The organism is Sphingomonas telluris (assembly GCF_022568775.1).
GTDB classification, from domain to species: Bacteria; Pseudomonadota; Alphaproteobacteria; order Sphingomonadales; family Sphingomonadaceae; genus Sphingomicrobium; species Sphingomicrobium telluris.
This window is the reverse complement of sequence record NZ_JAKZHW010000002.1, coordinates 51,885-69,343: the sequence shown is the minus strand read 5'-3', so window position 1 is coordinate 69,343 and position 17,459 is coordinate 51,885. Positions and strand designations below refer to the sequence as shown.

General features: G+C 63.4%; 10 protein-coding genes. 6 read left to right on the top strand and 4 right to left on the bottom strand.

The genetic code is table 11. The annotated features are described in order from the left end of the window. The first annotated feature begins 112 nt into the window (after positions 1-112). Positions 113-691, top strand: a complete 579-nt coding sequence (locus tag LZ016_RS11260) for a GGDEF domain-containing protein (RefSeq protein ID WP_241447571.1) — start codon at positions 113-115, stop codon at positions 689-691. A 9-nt stretch (positions 692-700) separates the two neighbouring features. On the opposite strand, the gene gpmA is transcribed toward LZ016_RS11260, so the two are convergent. After that, on the bottom strand, positions 701-1,393 hold the full coding sequence (gene gpmA / locus LZ016_RS11255; protein ID WP_241447570.1) for a 2,3-diphosphoglycerate-dependent phosphoglycerate mutase: 693 nt from the start codon (positions 1,391-1,393) through the stop codon (positions 701-703). 2 nt (positions 1,394-1,395) lie between these two features. Beyond that, positions 1,396-2,538, bottom strand: a complete 1,143-nt coding sequence (locus LZ016_RS11250) for a M14 family metallopeptidase (RefSeq protein WP_241447569.1) — start codon at positions 2,536-2,538, stop codon at positions 1,396-1,398. A 426-nt stretch (positions 2,539-2,964) separates the two neighbouring features. Here LZ016_RS11250 and LZ016_RS11245 point away from each other — a divergent pair, with 426 nt between their 5' ends. The 5 genes from LZ016_RS11245 to LZ016_RS11225 all read left to right on the top strand — a co-directional run bounded on the left by LZ016_RS11245 (position 2,965) and on the right by LZ016_RS11225 (position 15,846). Further along, positions 2,965-12,501 (top strand): cadherin-like domain-containing protein, encoded by a 9,537-nt coding sequence (locus LZ016_RS11245; RefSeq protein ID WP_241447568.1) that lies wholly within the window; start codon positions 2,965-2,967, stop codon positions 12,499-12,501. An 80-nt stretch (positions 12,502-12,581) separates the two neighbouring features. Then, on the top strand, positions 12,582-13,583 hold the full coding sequence (galE, locus tag LZ016_RS11240; RefSeq protein ID WP_241447567.1) for a UDP-glucose 4-epimerase GalE: 1,002 nt from the start codon (positions 12,582-12,584) through the stop codon (positions 13,581-13,583). Next, entirely contained in the window at positions 13,580-15,190 is a 1,611-nt protein-coding gene (locus LZ016_RS11235; protein WP_241447566.1) for a M20/M25/M40 family metallo-hydrolase, read from the top strand. The genes galE and LZ016_RS11235 overlap by 4 nt, the downstream gene beginning before the upstream one ends. Positions 15,191-15,297: 107 nt before the next feature. Further along, complete coding sequence (ykgO, locus tag LZ016_RS11230) at positions 15,298-15,423, top strand: type B 50S ribosomal protein L36 (protein ID WP_006833921.1); 126 nt, start codon at positions 15,298-15,300, stop codon at positions 15,421-15,423. Between the two features lie 138 nt (positions 15,424-15,561). Next, positions 15,562-15,846, top strand: a complete 285-nt coding sequence (locus tag LZ016_RS11225) for a hypothetical protein (protein WP_241447565.1) — start codon at positions 15,562-15,564, stop codon at positions 15,844-15,846. Here LZ016_RS11225 and LZ016_RS11220 read toward each other — a convergent pair. Together LZ016_RS11220 and purT are read right to left on the bottom strand one after the other, a co-directional pair. Further along, entirely contained in the window at positions 15,843-16,238 is a 396-nt protein-coding gene (locus tag LZ016_RS11220) for a hypothetical protein (protein WP_241447564.1), read from the bottom strand. The two genes, LZ016_RS11225 and LZ016_RS11220, sit on opposite strands and share 4 nt — an antisense overlap. 47 nt (positions 16,239-16,285) lie before the next feature. Continuing rightward, positions 16,286-17,458 carry a formate-dependent phosphoribosylglycinamide formyltransferase gene (gene purT, locus LZ016_RS11215; protein WP_241447563.1) on the bottom strand — a complete coding sequence of 391 codons (1,173 nt, stop codon included), beginning with the start codon at positions 17,456-17,458 and terminating at the stop codon, positions 16,286-16,288. Position 17,459: the final 1 nt, after the last annotated feature.

Here is a 17,459-nt window from a genome sequence, read left to right as displayed (position 1 = left end):
AACATGGACGGACGGGTGCAACGCCTCGGGCAAAGTCAGGATTTAAACAGGGCCCGAATCAGGCTATGTCTCACATGAACAAGGGGAATCCGGTTCGGCTATGGATGATGTCGTGATCGATGTGACCGATCCGGAAGTGCTGCTCGCGGAACTCCGCCGGCTGCGCGGTGAGGTCGCTCAGCTGCAGCAGCGGGTCCAATTGCTTGATCTGCTAGCTCACCAGGACGTCCTGATCGAGCTTCCCAACCGCCGCGGATTCATGCGCCAGCTTGAGGCCGCAATCGATCGCGTTGCTCGTTACGACGACTGCTCGGCGGTGCTCTTCGTCGACATCGACGGTCTCAAGATGATCAATGACTGCTTCGGCCACCTAGCCGGAGACCAAGCGCTCATCCAGGTCGCCGAACTTCTCTCCGAAGGGGTGCGGAAGAGCGACTGCGTTGCCCGAATCGGTGGCGACGAATTCGCGATCCTGCTGGAGCGCGCTGATGAGACCAGCGCGCGGGAAACGGCGCAGAGACTCGGGTCGCTGGTCGCGGGATGCGAATTCTGCTTCGAGGGGACGTGCCTGCCGCTGAGCGTTGCCATCGGCATCGCCACCATCGAGCCGAACGACGGGCCGGAAAGCGTCATGGCCCGCGCCGACGAGTCGATGTACCTGCAGAAGGGCGGCAGCTCGGTCGCTGCCTAACGTGCTGCCTTAAGCCGCGCGCTCGCTGAGATAATAGCTTTCCCGGACGCTTAGGTCCTCGTTCAGCTCGTAAACGAGCGGCTGGCCCGTCGGGATCTCGACACCGACGATCTCGTCGTCGCCGATCTTCGAGAGATGCTTGATGATGCCGCGGATGGAATTGCCATGCGCGGCGACAAGCACGCGCTCATCGCGCCGGAGCGCCGGCACGATCTCCAGCTCGTAATAGGGCAGCGCGCGAGCGATTGTGTCCTTGAGGCTTTCGGTAACCGGGACGGGGATGCCGTTGTAGCGGCGGTCCGTGGAGACGTCGTAGGGGCTGTCGCTGGGCAGCGGCGGCGGCGGGATGTCGTAGGATCGGCGCCAGGTCTTGACCTGCTCAGCCCCGACCTTGTCGATCATCTCCTGCTTGTTGAGGCCCGTCAGCCCGCCGTAGTGACGCTCGTTCAGGTGCCAGTCCTTGGCGACCGGAAGCCACAGGCTGTCGAGCTCATGAAGGACCAAGTGGAGCGTCCGGATCGCGCGGGTCAAGACGCTGGTGAAGCAGCGGTCGAACTCGAACCCGCGCTCCCTCAGCAACGCGCCGGCGGCGCGCGCTTCGGCCACGCCCTGATCAGAAAGATCGACGTCCCACCAGCCCGTGAAGCGGTTCTCGAGGTTCCACTGGGACTGGCCGTGGCGGATGAGGACGAGCTGCGGCATTCCTATTTCTCCGACTTGGCCTTCGCGAGGTCCGGCAGGATCGCGTGCAGCGCATCGAGGCAGGCGAAGGCCAGGAACTTCGACCGCTCGGGGCTCCAACCGTAGAGCGGATCGGGAAGGTCGAAATTGTCCTTAAACGGCATTTCGAGCGTCATCGAGACGCAGCCGTAGCGTTCGGCCAGCTGCGTCGTGGACATGGACATGTTCGCTTGGCCCGGCGCCGGGATTTCATAGCCTTGGCTGGTCTGGAAGTCGGGCGAGATGCGTTCCAGCGCGTCGGAAAAGCTGTTGAAGAGACCCAGCTGGCGGTCGGTCAGCGAGGGGATGCCCTCGAAACCGGCCAGGAAGTTCGCCGGAATCGCTTCGTCGCCGTGCACGTCCATGGCGAAGTCGACGCCCGTCTCGTCCATCGCGTTGCGGACGGCGAGGACTTCCGGGCTCTTTTCGGCCGTCGGGGCATGCCATTCGCGATTGAGGTTCACGCCGACGGCGTTGGTCCGCAGGTGGCCGCGCCGCGACCCGTCAGGGTTCATGTTGGGAACGATGCGGAAGGTGCAGTCGCGGCGGAGGACGCGGGCGACTGGGTCTTCAGGGTCGCACAGCTTTTCGAGCGCGCCTTCCATCCACCACTCGGCCATGGACTCACCCGGATGCTGGCGCGCGTAGAGCCAGACGTTCAGGGCGCCGTCACCAACCTTGAGGCAGTCGATATCCTGGCCGTCGAGCGACTTGCCGAGCGACGCATAGTCGACGATCGGAAGCGACGCGTAGGTCGCGATCAGGTCGTGGTGACGCTCCATCGAGTAAGGCGCGAAATAGGCGACCCAGACACAGTCGGTGTCGGGAGTGAAGCGGATGGTGAGGACGCCGTCGGCGTAGCTCGTGTCCTGGACCCGCAACCACTCCTCGCGGTCAGGGGAAACGACTGCTTTGTAGTCCGGCCAGCCGTTGGGATAGGCTGAGCCCGCGCAATTGGTGATGCGCAGAGTCAGCTCGCGGCCTTCTCCCCCGGCAACCCGGAAGTAGAACCACTGGTAGAAGTCGGACATGTGGTCCTTGACGATTTCCAGGTCAGCCTTGTCGCCGTCCTGTTTCACAACGCGGATATTGCCGGCGTCGAATGCGCTCGAAATCGTCAGTGCCATGGAACCTGCTTATAAATTTCGTGAATCGCGGCGCTGATAGAGCGGGGCTGCCGATCAGGCAAACGGTGCGCAAGCCAAAAGGAAAGGCAGCGCCCGTGGAGGCGGGCGCTGCCTTATTCGTTCAAGATCGATGGGGCAGACGAGTGCCAGAACCCTTCGGCGGCTGAGGCGCATGGCACGGGAACCCGGCCGAATGCTCTCTCCACCGGTGCGTGCGCCTAGGTCGGCATAAAACGGATTGTAAATGAAACATTACCCGCTGAGTCCAGAGGAATCGGCGAGGCGTGAGTCTCGTTTTGAGACGAGATCAACAAAATATTTGAACGAGCGCGCCGTTAAGCACTTGTCGTGCCGCGAAAAATCCTAATAGTTAACGAAAGATAACCGAGTCGTCGGGGCGACGCTCGGTAGCCTTGGGGGGCTGACATGGCGACAAACACGGGCGGCGGCACCACTGCGTCGTTGAACAACACGCCACAAGCGCAAACGGACATCTACACCGGCCAGACCGAGGACTTCGTCGGCATCAGAATTTTTGATGTCATGTCGAACGATCTGGCCGGGAATGCCAAGATCCTGTGGTCCCTCGACGACGGTAGCTCCTCAACGGACCTCATCGCCCAGGACACAGCCCGGGTTGAAGCCATGTCCGGCGACAAGAGCGCCAATGGCGCCAAGATCTGGATCACGTCCGACGGCAAGGTCGGCTACGATGCGGGGACGCTTACCGCAGCTTTCCGTGCGCAGCTCCAGACGCTCAATGCCGGACAGACCCTGCCCGACACCTTCACGTACGCAATTCGCATGTCGAACGGGACGCTGAGCTGGACGACCGTGACCGTCGTCTACTCGGGAGCGAACGACGGGCCCGTCGCGCAGAACGACACCAATTCGACCGATACCGTGATCGAGGCAGGCGTTGGCCCCGGAAATACGCCCAAGCCGGGCGATTCATCGGCGTCGGGTAACGTGCTGACGAACGACAGCGACGTCGATTCCAACGACACGTTGCATGTGAGCGCCGTCCAGGGCGGCTCAGTTGGAAGTAGCGTCGCCGGTACGTACGGCTCGGTGATCATCGGTGCCGACGGCGCGTACACCTATACGCTCGACAACAATGACGTCGACACGAACAAGCTCGCCGAGGGCGAAACGAAGACCGACGTCTTCACCTACACCGTCACGGATTCGCACGGCGCGAGTACCACCGCGACGCTGACCATCACGGTCACGGGCACGAACGATCAGCCGGACCTGTCGGCAATCACCTCCGGGACTCTGACAGACACGGCGGGCGATGACACGTTCAGTGCAGTCAGCGGCACGCTGAGCTCGACCGACGTCGATAACGGGGACACCCGGACCTTCGGCATCGACGGAGGCGTGGCGGACAACAGCCTGTCCGGCTATGACCTCTCGAAGACGAGCGCATACGGGAAGCTTTACGTCAACAGCTCGACGGGCGCGTACACGTTCATCCCGAATGACGGTGCGATCGAAGGCCTGAAGAGCGACACGAGCGTCGGCTTCACGCTCACTGTGACTGACGGTCATGCCGCCACGGACAGCGAAACGCTGACGATCAACATCACCGGCGCGAACGATACGCCGACCATCGGCGTCATCACCGATGCGTCGTACACGGATACCGCTTCGGACGACAATTTCTCCGACATCACGGGGGCATTTACGTCGGCCGATCGCGATAACGGCGACACGCGCGTGTTCTCGGTTCCGGGGCAGGTCTCGTCGGCAGAGCTCGGCTTCGACAAGCAGGTCGTGAGCACGTACGGCACACTGTTCTTCAACAGCTCGAGCGGTGCCTACAAGTTCGTCGCCAACGACGCGGCGATCGAAGGTTTGAAGAACACCGATCACGTCGATTTCGTCGTCACCGTGACCGACGGTTCCGGCGCGAATGCGAACGACACGCTCACGATTACACTGAATGGCGCGAACGACACGCCCGAGCTGACTGCTTCGCTGACGAGCGCGACTTACAATGACACGGCCGGTGACGATTCATTCAACAGCGTTAGCGGCAACTTGAGCGGAACCGATCGGGACGGCGACACGCTGAGCTATTCGGTTGCTGGGCAGGTGGCCGACGGCAGCCACGCCGGGTTCGACAAGTCCGTCACGAACGCGTTCGGAACCCTTTATCTCAACAGCTCCAGTGGCGCCTATGAGTTCGTCCCGAATGAAGGAGCGATCGAAGGGCTGAAAACCGGCGCAACGACCAGCTTTACGTTCACGGCGGGCGATGGGTCGGCAACAAGCCCCAGCCAGACGCTGACCATCAATCTCAACGGCGTGAACGACACGCCGACCATTGGGACGATCACCGACGCGTCGTATACCGACACGGCGGCCAACGACACCTTCTCCGATGTGACGGGTACATTCACGTCAGCAGACCGCGATACGGGCGACACGCGCGTGTTCTCGGTTCCGGGGCAGGCCTCGTCGGCAGAGCTCGGCTTCGACAAGCAGGTCGTCAGCGCATACGGGACGCTCTATTTCAACAGCTCGAGCGGTGCCTACAAATTCGTTGCCAATGACACGGCGATCGAGGGCCTGAAGACCACCGATCACGTCGATTTCGTGGTCACTGTGACCGACGGCTCTGGCGCTACGGCCAACGATACGCTCACGATCACGCTGAATGGCGCGAACGACACGCCCGAGCTGACCGCGTCGCTGGCGAACGCGACTTATAACGACACGGCCGGCGATGATTCATTCGGCGCCGTCAACGGTACCTTGAGTTCTACCGACCGCGATGCGGGGGATACCAAGACCTACGGCATCACTGGCGGGGCGGCAGACAACACACTGGCGGGCTACGACGTATCGAAGTCCAGCACCTACGGAACGCTGTATCTCAACAGCACGAGCGGGGCTTACACGTTCGTTCCCAATGACGGTGGGATTGAGCATCTCAAGAGTACCGAGAGCGTTGGCTTCTCACTGACCGTGACGGATGGATCGGGAGCCAGCGACAGCAAGACGCTGACCATCAATCTCAACGGCGTGAACGACACGCCAGAGCTCGCGGCCATCCCGTCGGCGACCTACAACGACACGGCCGGCGATGACACGTTTGCAAATGTTACGGGCGCGCTCGGCGGAAGCGATCGCGATAATGACACGCTGACTTATTCGGTCGCGGGCCAGGGCGCCTCGGTGGAACCGGGCTTCGACAAGCAGGTCACCAACAGCTTCGGGACTCTGTACCTCAACAGCACGACCGGTGCGTACAAGTTCGTTCCAAACGATACTGCGATCGAGGGCCTGAAGTCGGCAACGACCACGAGCTTCAGCTTCACCGCGAGCGACGGCACGGCGACTAGCGCGCCGCAGACGCTGACCATCAATCTCAACGGCGTCAACGACACGCCGGAGCTCGGGACGGTCACGGGCGCGAGTTACACCGATACCGCCAATGACGACACGTTCGGCAATGTCACGGGCATCTTGACCTCGAGCGACCGTGACACCGTCGACACGAAGACTTTCTCGATCGATGGCGCAGTGGGCACCTTGGAAAGCGGCTTCGACCAGGAATATGCGACCGCCTACGGCACGCTCTACCTCAACGGCTCCACCGGCGCGTACAAGTTCGTCCCCAACGACGGTGCGATCGAGGGACTGAAGTCGACGCAGCACGTCGACTTTACTGTTCGCGTGACCGACGGTTCGTTGGCAAGCGATTCCGACACGCTGACGATCACCTTGAACGGTGCGAATGACACGCCGGAGATCGGCACGATCACCGATGCGTCCTACACGGACACGGCGGCCGACGACTCGTTCTCCGACATCACCGGCACGTTCACGTCGACCGATCGCGACAGCGGCGACACCCGTGTGTTTTCGGTTCCCGGCCAAACCGCCGTCGTTGGCGACCCCGACTACAACCAGAAGGTCTTCAGCACGTACGGCACCCTGTACTTCAACAGCACGTCGGGTGCGTACAAGTTCGTCGCCAACGACGCGGCTATCGAGGGCCTGAAGAGCACAGATCACGTGGACTTCGTCGTCACGGTGACTGATGGCTCATCCGCGACCGACATCGACACGCTGACCATCACGCTCAACGGGGTGAATGACACGCCGGAGCTCAGCGCCAGCCTGACGAGCCACACCTATGTGGACACCGCTGCGGACGACACGTTCAGCGCCGTGAACGGAACGCTGACATCGACCGACCGCGACGCCTCCGACACCGCCACTTACGGCATCGATGGCGGAGCCGCTGACAACAGCCTGGCAGGCTACGACGTCTCGAAGTCAAGCACGTACGGCAAGCTGTACCTCAACACGTCCACCGGTGCGTACACGTTCGTTCCCAACGACGGCGCGATCGAGGCGCTCAAGGCAAATGCCAGCGCGACCTTCACGCTGACGGTGACCGACGGATCGTCGGCAACCGATAGCGAAACGCTGACCATCAATCTGACCGGCGCAAACGACACGCCGGAGCTCGCCGCGATCACGGCGGCCACCTACAACGATACCGCCGGCGACGACACGTTCCTGGCACACTCGGGGACGTTGAGCGGAAGCGACCGCGACGATACCACGCTGACCTACGCCGTCGCCGGACAGGGCGATGATGCTAGCCAATTGGGCTTCGACAAGTCGGTCACGAACAGCTTCGGGACTCTGTACCTCAACAGCACGTCGGGTGCGTACAAGTTCGTTCCGAATGACACGGCGATCGAAGGGCTGAAGAGCGCCACGACGACGAGCTTCAGCTTCACGGCCAGCGATGGCTCCGCAACGAGCGCGCCGGAGACGCTGACCATCAACCTCAACGGCGCGAACGATACGCCCGAGCTCGGGACGGTCACCGGGGCGACCTACACCGACACGTCAGGCGACGACACGTTCGTCGACACCACAGGGACGCTGACGGCGACCGATCGCGACACGGTTGACACGAAGACGTTCGCGATCGACGGCTCGTCTGCCTCCTCGGAATTTGGCTTCGATCGCGAGCTGGCGACGACGTACGGCACGCTGTACCTGAACAGCACTTCAGGCGCGTACAAGTTCGTGCCGAACGACACCGCCATCGAGGGCCTGAAAACGACCGATCAGGTCGACTTCACGGTCCGCGTCACCGACGGCTCCGGCGCGTTCGACACGGACACGCTGACGATCACGCTGAACGGCGTAAACGACACTCCGGAACTGACCGCATCGACCACGGCGGCGACGCTGACGGATACGGCCGCCGACGATACGTTCGCCGCCGTCAACGGCACCCTCAGCACGGTCGATCGCGACGCAGGAGATACCGCGGTCTACGGCATCACCGGAGGCAGCCCGGACAACAGCCTGGCCGGCTACAACGTCTCCAAGACGAGCGCTTACGGAACGCTATATCTGGACAGCGCGACCGGTGCGTACACCTTCGTTCCGAACGACAGTGCGATCGAAGGGCTCAAGGCCGATACGAGCGTCGGTTTCACCCTGACGGTCACCGACGGATCGAGCGCCAGCGACAGCGAAACGCTGACGATCAACATCACAGGCGCGAATGACAATCCCGAACTCACCGCGTCGCTGACGAGCGCCACGTACACGGATACGGCGGCGGACGACACGTTCACCGCGGCCAACGGCACGCTTAGCTCGACCGACCGCGACACGGGCGACACCGCGACCTACGGCATTACGGGTGGCGGGGCCGACAACAGCCTAGCGGGCTACAACGTCTCCAAGACGAGCGCTTACGGCACGCTCTATCTGAACAGCGCGAGCGGCGCGTACACGTTCGTTCCGAACGATGGCGCGATCGAGCAGCTGAAGACCGGCACGAGCCTCGGATTTGCCCTGACCGTCACGGACGCGTCCGGCGGTACTGACACCGAGACGCTCACGATCAATCTCAACGGCGCCAACGATACGCCGGACCTCGCCGCGATCACGGCCGCGACCTACAACGACACCGCGGGTGACGACACGTTTGCCGATCACACTGGAACGCTCGGCGGCAGCGACCGGGATGGGGATTCGCTGACCTATGCGGCTGCTGGGCAGGTGAACGACGCGAGCCAGGTCGGCTACGACAAGTCGGTCACCAACAGCTTCGGGACTCTGTACCTGAACAGCACGAGCGGTGCGTACAAGTTCGTTCCGGACGATGCGGCGATCGAGGCGCTGAAGGCAGGGACAACCACTAGTTTCACCTTCACAGCGAGCGACGGAACAGCGACCAGCGCACCGCAGACGCTGACCATCAACCTGAACGGCGTGAACGATACGCCGCTGCTCGCCGCGATCCCGTCGGCGACGTACAACGACACACCCGGTGACGACACGTTCCTGGTGCACACCGGCACGCTCAGCGCAAGCGATCGCGATGGCGATACGCTGACCTATTCGGTGGCGGGCCAGAGCGCCTCGGTGGAGCCCGGCTTCGACAAGCAGGTCAGCAACGCCTACGGTACGCTCTACCTCAACAGCACGAGCGGTGCGTACAAGTTCGTGCCGGACGATGCAGCGATCGAGATCCTGAAGGCTGGCACGACCACCAGCTTCACCCTCACGGCCAGCGATGGAACGGCGTCGGACAGCCAGACGCTCACGATCAATCTCAACGGCGCCAACGACACGCCGGAGCTCGCCGCGATCACGGCGGCGACCTACAACGACACGGCCGCTGACGACGCGTTCGCCGATCATACCGGCACCCTGAGCGGTAGTGACCGCGATGGCGATACGCTGACCTACGCGGCTGCTGGGCAGGTGAACGACGCAACCCAGCTCGGCTTCGACAAGTCCGTGAGCAATTCGTACGGTACGCTCTACCTCAACAGCACGAGCGGTGCGTACAAGTTCGTTCCGGACGACGCGGCGATCGAGGCGCTGAAGGCCGGCACCACCACCAGCTTCACGTTCACGGCCAGCGATGGATCGGCCACCAGCGCGCCCCAGACGCTGACCATCAATCTCAATGGCGTGAACGATACGCCCGTGCTCGCGGCAATTACGGCGGCGACGTACAATGACACCGCCGGCGACGACACGTTCGTCAACGTGACGGGGACGTTGGCCGGGACCGACCGGGACAACGATGCGCTCACCTACGCCGCCACGGGCCAGGTCAACGACAACACTCAGCTCGGTTACGACAAGTCGGTCGCGAATACGTACGGCACGCTCTATCTCAACAGCACCAGCGGTGCTTACAAGTTCGTGCCGAACGACGCGGCGATTGAGGCGCTGAAGGCGGGCACGTCGACCAGCTTCACGTTCACCGCGAGCGATGGCACTGCGACCAGTAACAGCCAGACGCTGACCATCAACCTGAACGGCGTGAGCGACACGCCGCAGCTCGCGGCGATCACCGCGGCGACGTACAATGACACCGCCGCTGACGACACGTTCGTCAACGTGACGGGGACGTTGAACGGCAGCGACAGGGACAACGATGCACTGACCTACTCGGCCACGGGACAGGTCAATGACCTGACCCAGGCCGGTTTCGACAAGTCGGTCGCGAATACGTACGGCACGCTTTATCTCAACAGCACGAGCGGTGCTTACAAGTTCGTGCCGAATGATGGGGCCATCGAGGCGCTCAAGGCGGGCACGTCGACCAGCTTCACGTTCACCGCGAGCGATGGCGCCGCGACCAGCAACAGCCAGACGCTGACCATCAACCTGAACGGCGTGAACGACACACCGCAGCTCGCGGCGATCACCGCCGCGACGTACAATGACACCGCCGCTGACGACACGTTTGCGAACGTGACGGGCACGCTCAGCGGAAGCGATCGCGATAACGACACACTGACCTATTCCGCGACGGGTCAGGTGAGCGATCTTAGCCAGACCGGCTTCGATAAGTCCGTCAGCAATGCGTACGGCACGCTCTACCTGAACAGCTCGAGCGGGGCGTACAAGTTCGTTCCCAACGACGCGGCGATCGAGGGATTGCAGGCGGCCACGTCGACGAGCTTCAGCTTCACAGCGAACGATGGGACCGCGAACAGCGCGCCGCAAACGCTGACCATCAATTTCAACGCCGTGAACGACGAGCCTGTCGTGGACCTGAACGGCAGCGCGACGGGCGGGACGGGCGCAACGCTCAACTATACGGCGGGAAGCGCCGCGGCGGTGATCGCGCCGGCGGGCATCGTCACCGATCGCGACTCCGCGAACTTCGATACCGGTTCGCTCAACGTGGCAATCTCGGGCGCAACGGCAGCCGATACGCTGACGATCTTCAACCAGGGCACCGGCGCCGGGCAGATCGGCATCAGCGGTTCGAACGTCACATATGGCGGCGTCGTCATCGGCACGTTCAGCGGCGGCTCCGGCGGCACAGCGCTTCAGATCAACTTCAACGCAAGCGCGACGCAGGCGGCGGTGAGCGCGTTGGTCGAGGACATCCGCTACTCGAACGCAACGAGCGGCGCTGCGACCAAGACGGTGACCTATTCGCTGGTCGACGGCGATGGCGTTGCGAACGGCGGAGACGACACCGGCACCGCGACGGCGACGATTAACGTCACGGCGGGGAATCAGCCGCCCGTTCCCACCAACGACGTAATTTGGGCGTCGAACAACACCGTCGTAACGCTGTCCAGCGACGTCCTGCTTGGCAACGATACGGATACTGACGGGCTTGCGCTTACGCTGGTGAGCGTGAGCGCACCTGCGGGCGCGTTGGGAGGATCCGGCAACGTCACGGTGAATGCCGACGGGACTTTCTCCTTCACGACAGGAGCGGCAGGCGGCACGACTTCCGCGCCAACGGTCATCACTCTGACATACACTGAGTCGGATGGGGCTGGGAACACGAGCACGGGTACTATCACGCTGAAGGTCGTGACGACTGACTTGAACAATGCCGATACAATCGATCTTTCGCAGGCGGTCGTCGGTGCTTACCAAGCCTCTTACATCAGCAGTCTCGGCGGCAACGATAGCCTTACTGACGGCTCCGGTTTGGGTACTCTGATCGGTGGCGACAATAATGACACTTTGATCGGTAATGCCGGCAACGACCTTTTGATTGGTGGCGATAATACGGACGATCTGCAGGGCGGAGCCGGCAACGACATCCTGCGTGGCGGGATCGGAAATAACGATAAGATGGACGGCGGTGCCGGGACCGATCTTCTCGATTTCTCGGATGGCACTACCGCGATCACGTTCACGTTGGATCAGACTGCGGGCAGCCATGCGATCGCCAATGCAACTGGCGGTCTGGGCAATGGAGATACCTACCAGAACATGGAAGGCGTCATCGGCACCAGTCAGGCCGACACAATCACCGGTAGCAGCCTCAACGACATCCTTCGCGGCGGTGGCGGGAACGACACGCTGGACGGCGGAGCCGGGACTGGCGACCTGATCGACTTCTCGGACGGCGCGGCGGGAATCACTTTTGCCCTAGTTCAAAGTAGCTCGAACACCGTCTTCAACACGGGTGCGGCAAACCTGGGCTCCGACACTTACAAGAACATGGAAGGCGTTATCGGCACCAATTTCAGCGATTCGCTCACCGGCAGCGCGGGCAATGACATCCTCCAAGGGGGCGGAGGAAACGACGTCATCAACGGCGGCAACGGCAACGACACGATCACCGGTGGCACGGGTGCAGACCAGCTCACCGGTGGTGCAGGCAATGACATCTTCGTCTTCACCTCGCCGCTGAACAACGTCGATACGATCACCGACTTCGATGCAAATGGCGTGGACAAGATTTCGCTGAACTCAACCGCATTCAGTGCGCTCGGGGCCGCCTTCGACGCCACCGAGTTCGCCGCGAACGCGGGCGGGACGGCGCAGGATGGAAATGACTTCATTCTCTACGACACGACGACGGGCAACCTGTATTACGACGCCGACGGCAACGGCGCAGGAGCGAGGATCCTAATCGCAACCCTGACGAGCCCGACGGGAACGGTCGACCACGGCGACTTCCTCTTCGGTCCGTAATCGACCGAGGGCCGCACCTGGCCCTAGCCAGGTCTAGATAGCCTCTGGCGCGGGCGCAGGCGCTGGGCTAGCGCCGCGGCATGACGAAATGTCCTGTGCTCGTGACCGGCGGTGCCGGCTATATCGGCAGCCACGCCGTCCTCGCTCTGCGCGATGCCGGCTGGCAGGTCGCCGTGATCGACAACCTTTCGACGGGAACCCGCTACGTCGTTCCGGACGACGTGCCCTTCCATGAAGGCAATGTCGCCGACCGGGAGCTCGTCGACCGCATCTTCGCCGAGCAGGGCATTGGCGCGATCATGCATTTCGCGGGATCGATCGTGGTCCCGGAAAGCGTCGAGCAGCCGCTCGAATATTACCGCAACAACACGCTCTCCAGCCACGCGCTGCTGACCGCCGCCGTCGCCGCGGGCGTGAAGCATTTCGTCTTCTCCTCGACCGCCGCCGTCTATGGCGAGCCCGAGCGCGTGCCGGTGCAGGAGGGCGATCCGAAGCTTCCGATCAACCCGTACGGCGCATCGAAGCTGATGACCGAGCGCATGCTCGAGGATTCCTCGTTCGCCTATCCGCTGAACTATGCCGCCCTGCGCTATTTCAACGTGTCGGGCGCGGACCCGGAGGGACGGTCGGGCCAGGTCGGAAAGGGATCGACCCATTTGATCAAGGTCGCCGTCGAGGCGGCGGTCGGGAAGCGCGATCATATCGACGTCTACGGCACCGACTATCCGACGCCGGACGGCAGCTGCGTCCGCGACTATATCCACGTCAGCGACCTGACCGCGGCGCACGTCAAGGCGCTGGAGCGGCTGATCGAGAAGCCTGAGCAAAACCTGATTCTCAACCTCGGCTACGGTCGCGGGCTCTCGGTTCTGGAGGTCCTCGACGCGCTCGACCGCAAGCTCGACAAGCCGATCCGGCGCGAGATGAAAGGCCGCCGCGCGGGCGATCCGCCGATGCTCATCTCGTCCAACCGGGCGCTGACCGAGACTCTCGACTGGTCCGCGCGCTATGCCGACATCGACGTGATCCTCGGCCACGCCCTGGAATGGGAGCGCAAGCTGCTGGCGCGGAACTGGCAGTGATTTCGAAGCCGCTGCGGCTCCTGGCGATTGCCGCAGCCCTTGTCGGCGCGGCTCCTGCGCCTGCCGACACGCACTCCGCGGACCGCATTCGCGCGCACATCGAGTTTCTTGCGAGCGACTTGCTGGAAGGCCGCGATACGGGATCGCGCGGGCATGAGATTGCCGCGAACTATGTCGCCAGCGAGTTTCGCCAGCTGGGCCTGACGCCTGGCGGCGAGAAGGGCAGTTGGTTCCTGCGCGTTCCGTTCCGCAAGGCGACGCTTTCCGGCACGCCGACGATCTCGCTGAGCGTCGGCGGCAAGACGAGCACGCTTGCGGCCGGCAAGGATGCTGCCGTTCGTCCGAGCCTGACCCAGAAGGATGTGGCCGTCGCGGCACCGCTCGTGTTCGTCGGGCGCGGCGTGAGCGACCGGCGCGTCGGCATCGACGATTATGCCGGGCTCGACGTGCGTGGGAAAATCGCCGTCGGCCTCGCGGAGTCGGCTCCAGGCATTGCAAGCGACATCGCTTCGCACCTGCGCTCCATCCAGGCAGAAACGGCGGTCGCGCACGGGGCCGTCGGATTCATCTCGATCGACGATCCGGTCTCCGCGTCCGGGGACGTGCAACGCTTCGCCACCCGCCCTGTCGTCGACTGGGTCGATGCGCAGGGGCAGACCGGCAGGTCCGGAGCGGGTGGCGTTGCGATCGCCTTGTCTTCTCCAACGGCCGAGAAGCTGTTCCAGGGCGCGCCTATGTCGCTGCAGCAGGTCCGCTCGCTCGCGAACCAGAACAAGCCGGTCCGCGGCTTCAACCTGAACGCTCGGCTCAGCGTGGCGGCGAAGAGCGACTGGCACGACTTCACGAGTCCGGAAGTGGTCGCGGTCCTGCCGGGGTCAGACCCGAAGCTTGCGGCCGAGCATATCGTCCTGATGGGGCACCTCGACCATCTCGGCGTGAACGCGTCCGCAAAGTCCGGCGAGGACGCGATCTACAACGGTGCGCTCGACAATGCGGCGGGCGTGGCGACCCTGATCGAGGCTGCGCGCGAGTTCGTGCAGTCGGGCAAGCCGCCTCGGCGCTCGGTCATGTTCATCGCCAACACGGGCGAGGAGCTGGGCCTGCGCGGGGCGGACTATTTCTCGGCCCATCCGACGGTGCCGGCGGAGAGGATCGTGGGCCTCGTAGATCTCGACATGCCGCTCTTGCTCTACGATTTTACCGACGTCGTAGCTTTCGGGTTCGAGCATTCGACGATCGCGAAGGCGGTTGCCGAGGCGGGGAAGGGGATGAATGTCGCCGTTTCGCCGGACCCCATGCCGGACGAGACCCTGTTCGTCCGCTCCGACCATTATCCGTTCGTGAAGCGGGGCGTTCCGGCGGTCTTCCTGATGACCGGCTGGGCGAACGGCGGAAAGCCGATCTGGCAGCGCTGGCTCGCCAACACCTACCACACGGCGAAGGACGACGTCTCACAGCCCATCGACTGGCGGGCAGGCGCCCGGTTTGCGGAGCTCAACTACCGGATCGCGCGGACGATGGCGGACGCCGACCAGCGGCCGATGTGGTACTCAGGCGATTATTTCGGAGACACTTTCGCTCCGAACCAGCCCAAGGCGAAGCGCTGAACCTTGACGAGAAGGCCGAATCTCGCTTAAGCGGCCCGCGAGCGGCTGCCCCTGCGGGCGGCCTTCCTTTATTTTGACCAGATAAGACGAAGAGACAGGCGCGCGCCATGAAGATCCGCAACAGCTTGAAGTCGCTCAAGTCGCGCCACCGCGATTGCCGCGTGATCCGCCGGCGTGGCCGCACGTACGTCATCAACAAGACGAACCGGCGCTTCAAGGCTCGCCAGGGCTAAGCTCGCCCGGCGGGGCCAAGCCCCTCCAACATTGCTGGAACTTGGGACTTCCGCGGCGATTCGGCGCGGATTCGTCGCAATTCATCTTTCACTCTCGGTTCACCTCTCCCATTTTAGGCAGGGAATGAGGAGTTGCGGATGATGCCTGTGTCGAAACGAGCCCTGATGGCCGCGGTCGCCTTGATCGGCGCCGGCTTTGCGGGTGCCGCATACGCTCAGGCCGCAGGTGGCAGTGCGCAGGCGCAATCCACGCCGAAGAACTGGAACTACGAGATTCGCGACGGCAAGCGCGTCCCCAAGGGCGGCAATCGAATCGTCAATTCGGACGGCAGCTGGCGCGAGGAATCGCGTCAGGGAAGCTGTGTGACGGTCAAGGAAAAGACTGCGTCGGGCGAATATAAGGAAAGCCGCCGCTGCGACTAACCGGCCGCCGGCTTGGCTTCGCCTTTGATGACGCAGGCAGGAAGCTTCAGCGGTTCCATCTCCCGGCAGTCGCGCACCTGGGCTGACCCGTCCGGCCCGACGAAAATGGCGAAGCTCCGCCCACTATTGCAGCTGGCGGTCCACATCGAGAGGTTCCCATATTCCTGGACGTAGCCGGCCTTGGTGACCGTGCGGCAGGCGCTGCCGCTGTCATAGATCGCGCGGCGAAGTGCGATCTTCTGGTTCATCGGGCTGAGCTTGTGCATCGCATTCTGCTCGGCGCTGCGGACCTGGATGGACTTGGTTTGCTGCGGCTGCCCGCGCGGAGTGGGGTCGCCGCAAGCCGCCGTGGCGGCGATCAGGGCGATCGGGACCAGGATAAACGCTCGCATCGCCTCTTCTCCTTCAACAGCTACAACAACGCAGCGCCCGGTCGGTTCTACTCGGCGTAGCGGATCCGGACGGCGGCGGCGGCAGCCTTGGCCGTTGCCAGCGCATCCTCGACGTCCTTCGCTCCAGCAAGGGCGACGCCCATGCGGCGGTTCTTGAGCGTGTTCGGTTTGCAGAACAGGCGCAGGTCCACCGGCGCTCCGGGTCGTCCGCGCGAGAGCGCTTCGGCGACGCCCTCGAAACTGAAGTCGATGCTTTCGCGGTCGGCCAGGATCACCGCCGACGCGCCCGCGCGCATATGCTCGATCGCCGGCACCGGGAGGCCGAGCACGGCACGCAGGTGCAGCTCGAACTCGTTCGGGAACTGCGTGATCAGCGTCACCATGCCCGTGTCGTGCGGGCGGGGGCTGAGCTCGGAGAAGATCGCCTGCTCGCCCTTGATGAAGAACTCGACGCCGAAAATGCCGTAGCCGCCGAGCGCTTCGACCACCTTGCGGGCTTGGCGGCGCGCCGAAAGCAGGGCCTCGTCGGGGATCGCGGCCGGCTGCCAGCTCTCGCGATAATCGCCGGCCTCCTGTCGGTGACCGATCGGCGAGCAGAACAGGACGCCGGCCTCGGTCGCGACCGTCAGCAAGGTGATCTCGCTGTCGAACGCAATGAATTCCTCGAGGATCACGCGGGGACGATCGCCGCGCATGTTCGCGACGGCATAGTCCCACGCAGCCCCGACTTCCTCAGCGGTCTTCGCCGTGCTCTGGCCCTTGCCGGAGCTCGACATGACCGGCTTCACGACGCAGGGCAGGCCGACATATTCGACCGCCGCCAGAGCTTCCTCGCGCGATTCCGCGAAGCGATATTTCGACGTGATGAGGTTCAGCTCGCGGGCGGCGAACTCGCGGATGCCGTCGCGGTTCATGGTCAGCTGCACAGCCTTGGCGGAGGGAGCGACCCGCCAGCCCTCGCTTTCGAGCTTCGCAACCGTCGCCGTGTCGATGGCCTCGATCTCGGGGATGATGACGTCCGGCTTGTGCTTCTCCACGGCCCTGCGCAGCGCCTTGCCGTCGAGCATCGAGAACACCTCGAATGCGTCGGAGACCTGCATGGCCGGCGCATTCTCGTAGCGGTCGCAAGCGACGACGCGGCATCCGAGGCGCTTGGCGGCGATGGCGAATTCTCGGCCGAGCTCGCCCGAGCCGAGGAGCATCAAAGTGGCAATGTGCATG

Bases quoted from the DNA above. Each gene is read 5' to 3' on its own strand.
- gpmA (WP_241447570.1), bottom strand. From the start codon at position 1,393: ATGCCGCAGCTCGTCCTCATCCGCCACGGCCAGTCCCAGTGGAACCTC.
- LZ016_RS11250 (WP_241447569.1), bottom strand. From the start codon at position 2,538: ATGGCACTGACGATTTCGAGCGCATTCGACGCCGGCAATATCCGCGTT.
- LZ016_RS11245 (WP_241447568.1), top strand. From the start codon at position 2,965: ATGGCGACAAACACGGGCGGCGGCACCACTGCGTCGTTGAACAACACG.
- galE (WP_241447567.1), top strand. From the start codon at position 12,582: ATGACGAAATGTCCTGTGCTCGTGACCGGCGGTGCCGGCTATATCGGC.
- ykgO (WP_006833921.1), top strand. From the start codon at position 15,298: ATGAAGATCCGCAACAGCTTGAAGTCGCTCAAGTCGCGCCACCGCGAT.
- LZ016_RS11225 (WP_241447565.1), top strand. From the start codon at position 15,562: ATGATGCCTGTGTCGAAACGAGCCCTGATGGCCGCGGTCGCCTTGATC.
- LZ016_RS11220 (WP_241447564.1), bottom strand. From the start codon at position 16,238: ATGCGAGCGTTTATCCTGGTCCCGATCGCCCTGATCGCCGCCACGGCG.
- purT (WP_241447563.1), bottom strand. From the start codon at position 17,458: ATGCACATTGCCACTTTGATGCTCCTCGGCTCGGGCGAGCTCGGCCGA.